7 protein-coding genes are annotated in these 6,490 nt (G+C 72.7%); 5 read left to right on the plus strand and 2 right to left on the minus strand.

Translation table 11 applies throughout. The features are described from left to right. The 5 genes from cysD to AC07A6_RS04350 all read left to right on the plus strand — a co-directional run. Nucleotides 1-462: sulfate adenylyltransferase subunit CysD (cysD, locus tag AC07A6_RS04330; protein ID WP_478776022.1), on the plus strand; the 462-nt coding region annotated here is incomplete at its 5' end. 2 nt (nt 463-464) lie between these two features. After that, entirely contained in the window at nt 465-1,754 is a 1,290-nt protein-coding gene (locus AC07A6_RS04335) for a sulfate adenylyltransferase subunit 1 (protein ID WP_478776023.1), read from the plus strand. Nucleotides 1,755-1,756: 2 nt separating this feature from the next. Beyond that, on the plus strand, nt 1,757-2,890 hold the full coding sequence (locus tag AC07A6_RS04340) for an ABC transporter substrate-binding protein (protein ID WP_478776024.1): 1,134 nt from the start codon (nt 1,757-1,759) through the stop codon (nt 2,888-2,890). A 6-nt stretch (nt 2,891-2,896) separates the two neighbouring features. Further along, a complete protein-coding gene (locus AC07A6_RS04345; RefSeq protein WP_478776025.1) occupies nt 2,897-3,685 on the plus strand; it encodes an ABC transporter ATP-binding protein in 789 nt (262 codons plus the stop codon). After that, nucleotides 3,672-4,544 carry an ABC transporter permease gene (locus AC07A6_RS04350; protein WP_386275552.1) on the plus strand — a complete coding sequence of 291 codons (873 nt, stop codon included), beginning with the start codon at nt 3,672-3,674 and terminating at the stop codon, nt 4,542-4,544. The genes AC07A6_RS04345 and AC07A6_RS04350 overlap by 14 nt, the downstream gene beginning before the upstream one ends. Nucleotides 4,545-4,608: 64 nt before the next feature. On the opposite strand, the gene AC07A6_RS04355 is transcribed toward AC07A6_RS04350, so the two are convergent. Then, complete coding sequence (locus AC07A6_RS04355; protein WP_478776026.1) at nt 4,609-5,349, minus strand: sirohydrochlorin chelatase; 741 nt, start codon at nt 5,347-5,349, stop codon at nt 4,609-4,611. A gap of 14 nt (nt 5,350-5,363) precedes the next feature. After that, nucleotides 5,364-6,143, minus strand: a complete 780-nt coding sequence (locus tag AC07A6_RS04360) for an AfsR/SARP family transcriptional regulator (protein ID WP_362473035.1) — start codon at nt 6,141-6,143, stop codon at nt 5,364-5,366. Nucleotides 6,144-6,490: the final 347 nt, after the last annotated feature.

Consider the following 6,490-nt stretch of genomic DNA (forward strand, 5'->3'; position numbering starts at 1 on the left):
TCCCTGCGCGACGAGTTCTCCCAGTGGGACCCCCGCCGCCAGCGCCCCGAGCTGTGGCAGCTCTACAACGGCCGCCACGCCCCCGGCGAACACGTGCGCGTCTTCCCGCTCTCCAACTGGACCGAGCTCGACGTGTGGCAGTACATCGCCCGCGAGGAGATCGAACTCCCCGAGATCTACTTCGCGCACGAACGCGACGTCTTCCAGCGGGGCGGGATGTGGCTGACCGCGGGTGCGTGGGGCGGGCCGAAGGACACCGAGCCGGTGGAGCGCCGCAGGATCCGCTACCGCACCGTCGGTGACATGTCCTGCACCGGCGCCGTCGACTCCGACGCCGCCGACCTCGACGCCGTGATCGCCGAGATCGCCGTGTCCCGCCTCACCGAGCGGGGCGCGACCCGCGCCGACGACAAGCTGTCCGAGGCCGCGATGGAAGACCGCAAGCGCGAAGGGTACTTCTAACCATGGACGACACGACGACGCTGCTGCGCTTCGCGACCGCCGGGTCCGTGGACGACGGCAAGTCCACCCTGGTCGGACGCCTCCTCCACGACTCCAAATCGGTCCTCGCCGACCAGTTGGAAGCCGTGGAGCGGGTCTCCGCCGACCGTGGCCAGGAGGCACCGGACCTCGCGCTGCTGACCGACGGCCTGCGCGCCGAACGCGAGCAGGGCATCACCATCGACGTGGCCTACCGCTACTTCGCCACCGCCCGCCGCCGGTTCATCCTCGCCGACACCCCCGGGCACGTGCAGTACACCCGGAACATGGTCACCGGCGCCTCCACCGCCGACCTCGCCGTGGTCCTCGTCGACGCCCGCAACGGCGTCATCGAGCAGACCCGCCGGCACGCCGCCGTCGCCGCCCTCCTGCGCGTCCCCCACGTCGTCCTCGCTGTCAACAAGATGGACCTCGTCGGCTACGACGAGGGCGTCTTCGCCGCGATCACCGCCGAGTTCGGCGCCTACGCCACCGGCCTCGGCCTCCACGACATCACGGCGGTCCCCATCTCGGCCCTGGCCGGCGACAACGTCGTCGAGCCCTCCGCCCACATGGACTGGTACGGCGGCCCGACCGTCCTGGAACACCTGGAGACCGTCCCCGTCAGCGACGAGCTGACCGCCGGCCCCGCCCGCTTCCCCGTCCAGTACGTGATCCGCCCGCAGACCGCCGAGCACCCCGACTACCGCGGCTACGCGGGCCAGATCGCCTCCGGCGTCCTGCGCGTCGGCGAGGCCGTCACCGTCCTGCCGTCGGGCCGCACCTCGGTCATCGAGGGCATCGACGCCCTCGGCGAGTCCGTGGACACCGCCTGCTCCCCGCAGTCGGTGACCCTGCGCCTCAAGGACGACGTCGACGTCTCCCGCGGCGACCTCATCGCCCCTGACGGCGCCGCCCCGGCGACCACGCAGGACGTCGTCGCCACCGTCTGCCACGTCGCCGACCGGCCCCTCACCGTCGGCCAGCGCGTCCTGCTCAAGCACACCACCCGCACGGTCAAGGCGATCGTCCGGGAGATCCCGTCCCGGCTGACCCTCGCCGACCTGTCCCAGCACCTCGACCCCGGCCGGCTGGTGGCCAACGACATCGGCCGCGTCGTCGTCCGCACCGGCGAGCCGCTCGCGCTCGACGCGTACGCGGACTCCCGCCGCACCGGCTCCTTCCTCCTCATCGACCCCTCGGACGGAACCACCCTGACCGCGGGCATGGCGGGCGAGGCCTTCACCGGGCACGAGAACGAATGGACCCTCTGACGATGTCCCCACCGCACCGCCGCCCCCGCACCCTTCGCCGCAGCCGCACGGCGGCCCTCGCCCTGCTGCTCGCCGCCGCCCTCGCCTCCTGCGGCTACGGATCCCGGGCGGTCAGGGTCCCGGACGCCGCACCGGGGGCCGCCGACGGGGCCCGGAAGCTCTCCGCGTCCGAGGTCCGCGTCGGCTACTTCCCGAACCTGACCCACGCCACCGCCCTGGTCGGCGTACGCGAGGGCCTGATCCAGCGGGAGCTGGGCGGCACCGCCCTGAAGACCACCACCTTCAACGCCGGGCCTGCCGAGATCGAGGCCCTGAACGCGGGCTCCGTCGACATCGGTTTCATCGGCCCCTCGCCCGCCGTCAACGGGTACGTGAAGTCCAAGGGCTCCAACCTGCGGATCATCTCCGGCTCCGCATCCGGCGGCGTCAAGCTCGTCGTGAACCCGGACAAGATCAAGACCCTCGACGACCTCAAGGGCAGGAAGATCGCCACCCCGCAGCTGGGCAACACCCAGGACGTGGCGTTCCTGCACTGGCTCGCCGCGCGCGGCTGGAAGGTCGACGCGGCCGGCGGCCGGGGCGACGTCTCCGTGGTCCGCACCAACAACACCGTCACCCCCGACGCCTACCGCTCCGGTGCCGTCGACGGAGCCTGGGTGCCGGAGCCCACCGCGTCCAAGCTCGCCGCGGAGGGCGCGGTGGTCCTGCTCGACGAGCGGGACCTGTGGCCCGGCGGGAAGTTCGTCATCACGAACGTCGTCGTCTCGCAGAAGTTCCTCAAGGAGCACCGGGACGTGGTCGAGGCCGTGCTGCGCGGCACGGTGCGGACCAACGAGTGGATCAACGCCGACCCGGAGCGGGCCAAGGACTCCGCCAACGCGGCCCTGAAGACCCTCAGCGGCAAGGAACTGGAGCCCGAGGTCGTCGACGCGGCCTGGCCCGGGATCCTCGTCACCGACGACCCCCTCGCCGCCACCCTGAAGGCCCAGGCCGAACACGCCGTCGCGGCCGGACTCCTGGAACGGCCCGACCTCACGGGCATCTACGACCTCGGACCGCTCAACGAGGTCCTCTCCTCCCTGCACAAGCCCACCGTCGACCACGCGGGTCTCGGCACCGCCGACCAAGGAAGGTGACCCGCGATGGCGACCGCCCTCATCAACGCGGAGCACGGCACCGCCACGGCCCGCGCGGCCGTCCGCATCGAGCACGTCTCGAAGTCCTTTCCCGGCCCGGCCGGACCGCAGCTCGTCCTGGACGGCATCAGCCTCGACGTCGCTCCCGGAGAGTTCGTCACGCTCCTGGGGGCCTCGGGGTGCGGCAAGTCCACCCTGCTGAACCTGGTGGCCGGCCTGGACTCCCCGACCGCCGGGTCGATCGAGACCGTCGGCCGTCCGGCCCTGATGTTCCAGGAGCACGCCCTGTTCCCGTGGCTCACCGCGGGCAGGAACATCGAGCTGGCGCTGCGGCTGCGCGGGGTGCCCAAGGCCGGGCGCAGGACGGAGGCCGAACGGCTGCTGGAGCTGGTCCGGCTCGGCGGCGCCTACGGCAAGCGCGTCCACGAACTCTCCGGCGGCATGCGCCAGCGCGTCGCCCTCGCCCGGGCCCTCGCCCAGGACAGCCGCCTCCTGCTGATGGACGAGCCCTTCGCGGCCCTCGACGCCATCACCCGAGACGTCCTGCACGGCGAACTCACCCGCATCTGGCAGGAGACCGGGGTATCGGTCCTGTTCGTCACCCACAACGTGCGCGAGGCCGTCCGCCTCGCCCAGCGCGTCGTCCTCCTCTCCTCCCGCCCCGGCCGCGTCGCCCGCGAATGGGCCGTGGACCTCGACCAGCCGCGCCGCATCGAGGACGCCGCGGTCGCGGACCTGTCCCTGGAGATCACCGAACACCTGCGTGGGGAGATCCGCCGCCATGGCCGTCACTGACCCCAGGCCCCGGGCCGCCGCCAACGAGCTGGCCGGGCTGGACGCGCTGGAGACCCGCCAGGGGACCCGCGCCCCGCTGCGCCGGGTGCTCCTGGCCAAGGCACTGCCCCCGCTCACGGCCGTCGTCCTGGTGCTGACGGCCTGGCAGGTCCTCGCCCTGGCCGAGGTCACCGAGGACCACATGCTGCCGCCGCCGTCCGCGGTCTGGGACAGCCTGGCCGACCTCTGGTTCAAGGGCACCCTCTTCGACGTCCTCTGGACCAGCGTCTGGCGCGGCCTGTCGGGGTTCCTGCTGGCCCTCGCGATCGGCACCCCGCTCGGCCTGCTCGTCGCCCGGGTGAGGTTCGTCCGCGCCGCCGTCGGCCCGGTCCTGTCCGGCCTGCAGTCCCTGCCGTCGGTGGCCTGGGTGCCCCCGGCGGTGCTCTGGCTGGGCCTGGACAACTCGATGATGTACGCCGTCATCCTGCTCGGCGCCACCCCCTCCATCGCCAACGGCCTGGTCTCCGGCATCGACCAGGTCCCGCCGCTGTTCCTGCGGGCCGGCCGCTCGCTGGGCGCAACCGGCCTGCGCGGCGCCCGGTACGTCGTGATGCCGGCCGCCCTGCCCGGCTACCTGGCCGGGCTCAAGCAGGGCTGGGCCTTCTCCTGGCGCTCCCTGATGGCCGCCGAGATCATCGCCAGCTCGCCCGACCTGGGCCTGGGCCTCGGCCAGTTGCTGGAGTCGGGGCGCGAGACCTCCGACATGGCCCGGATCTTCCTGGCCATCATCCTGATCCTGCTGGTCGGCATCGCCGTCGAACTGCTGGTCTTCGCCCCGGCGGAGCGGCGGATGCTGCGCCGCCGCGGCCTGCGCGGCTGACCGTCGCCCGCAGCGCCCGCAGCGCCCGCAGCGCCCGCAGCGCCCGGACCGCCCGGCGCCCGCGTCAGCCCGTCAGGGCGAGGGCGCCGGCCCGGGCGGCGTCGTACCGGAGCAGGACGAGCCGCGCCAGTTCCGGGGCGGCGCCGAGCACGGCGCCCAGGTGGTCGGCCCCGGCTTCGGCGGCGCCCGCCGCGATCCGGTCCGGGAGCCGGCCGGGGGCCAGGACGTAGGGGGCCACCGCGATCCGCTCCGCGCCCCCGGCGCGCAGCGCCCGTACGGCGTCCTCGGTACGGGGGAAGGCGCCGCCGGAGGCGAACGCGGGCCGTACGTCCCGCCATCCGGTGCGCTGCCACCGCCGGGCGATCCCGGCGAACGAGGCGGCCGCGTCCGGGTCGGTGGTGCCCGCGGCCGCGAGGACCACGGCGGTCTCCGTACGTGCCTGCGGGCCGAGCCCGGCCTCGTACAGCCGGCGTTCCAGTACGGCGGTCAGCAGCGGGTCCGGGCCCAGTACGCGGGCCTGTCGCACCGTCAGGGAGGCCGGCGCCCGGCGCAGTACGCCGGGCAGGTCGACCGAGGCGTGGAAGGCGCGGGTCAGCAGCAGGGGCTGCACCACCACGCGCCGGGCGCCGAGACGGGCCAGCCGCTCCAGCCCGCCCGGTACGGAGGGCCGGTCGAAGTCCAGGAAGGCCGCGGTGACGGGCAGTCCGGGCCTGGCCGACCGGATCCGCCGGGTCAGCGCGCGTACGGTGCGCGCGTGCCGGGGGTCACGGCTGCCGTGCGCGACCAGCAGCAGGAAGTCGCCCATCGCGGGGCTCCCGGCTAGCCTGCGACGAGGGCCGGCACCGGCCAGTAGGGCTCGTCCTGGAGCAGCATCGGGTCGTGGGTGAGGATCGCCCGCTCGTACTGGCTCAGGACGGGGGAGGGCTCGATGCCCTGGGACTCGATCATGTTGTGCCGGCACTGGCGGTAGACGGTCAGCGCGTCGAGCTGCCGGCCGGAGCGGTACAGGGCCCGCATGAGGAGCATGCAGAACTGCTCGTGGTTGGGGTTCCGCGAGTACAGCTCGGTCAGCTCCGGGAGGATCCGTTCGTGGCCGCCGGTGCGGAGTTCCAGATCGTAAAGCAGAATGAGTGCCGAATTCCGTGCCTCCAGATATCGGGTGGAGGCGGTCCGGCAGATGGGCCCGCCGGTCAGTCCGCCGAATACCGGGCCGCGCCAGCGCGCTAATTGCTCGCGGAGGTCGGTGATGTTCCGGCGGTGGTCGGAGAGGGTGTCCGTTCCCGAGCGCGCGTGGATCGCGTCCACGGTGTCGAGGAAGACGTAGGCGTCGAGTTCCCACCGGTCGAAGAGGAACTGGTAGCCGGAGGTGCTCGTCACCACCCGCGAACCCTGGCGTTCGGGCTCCACGGCGGCGAGGGTCCTGCGGACCCTGCTGACCTGCGCCTGGAGGGCGTTCTCGACCTTGTTGGGGGGTGTGGTCCCCCAGAGTTCGAGGATGAGGGAGTCGACGGTGACGAGCGATCCGCCGGCCGCGAGCAGGGTCGCCAGGAGCGTCTGCTGCATCGCGCCGCCGAGCCTCACGGCGACTCTCTGTTTCATTATTTCTATGGATCCCAGGACTGAGAACAGCAACACAAACATCTCCCCGCGAGATGGAAAGAGAACGGTGTCGTGTGCGAACTGGTGATGCTCTGAATTCTTAGTGGACCGATCGGTCCCGACCGTACTTGCTCAGATGGGGGCGTGTCAATGACACGCCAAAGGCCGTGCAGCACGGCCGGCACCGGATGCGGGGGATCCAATGGGTGCGCCGGACGTGCTGCACGGCCGATCGGGGGAGGGGGGGCCGCCGCGGCGGCGCCCCCCCCCGGCAGGCGGAGGCCCTCTGTTGGTAGCGTGTGGGGTCCGCCAAGGGCAAAAGGGTCGCACCAAAGGGGGGGAGTGTG

This window comes from Streptomyces sp. NPDC044002, assembly GCF_056434525.1.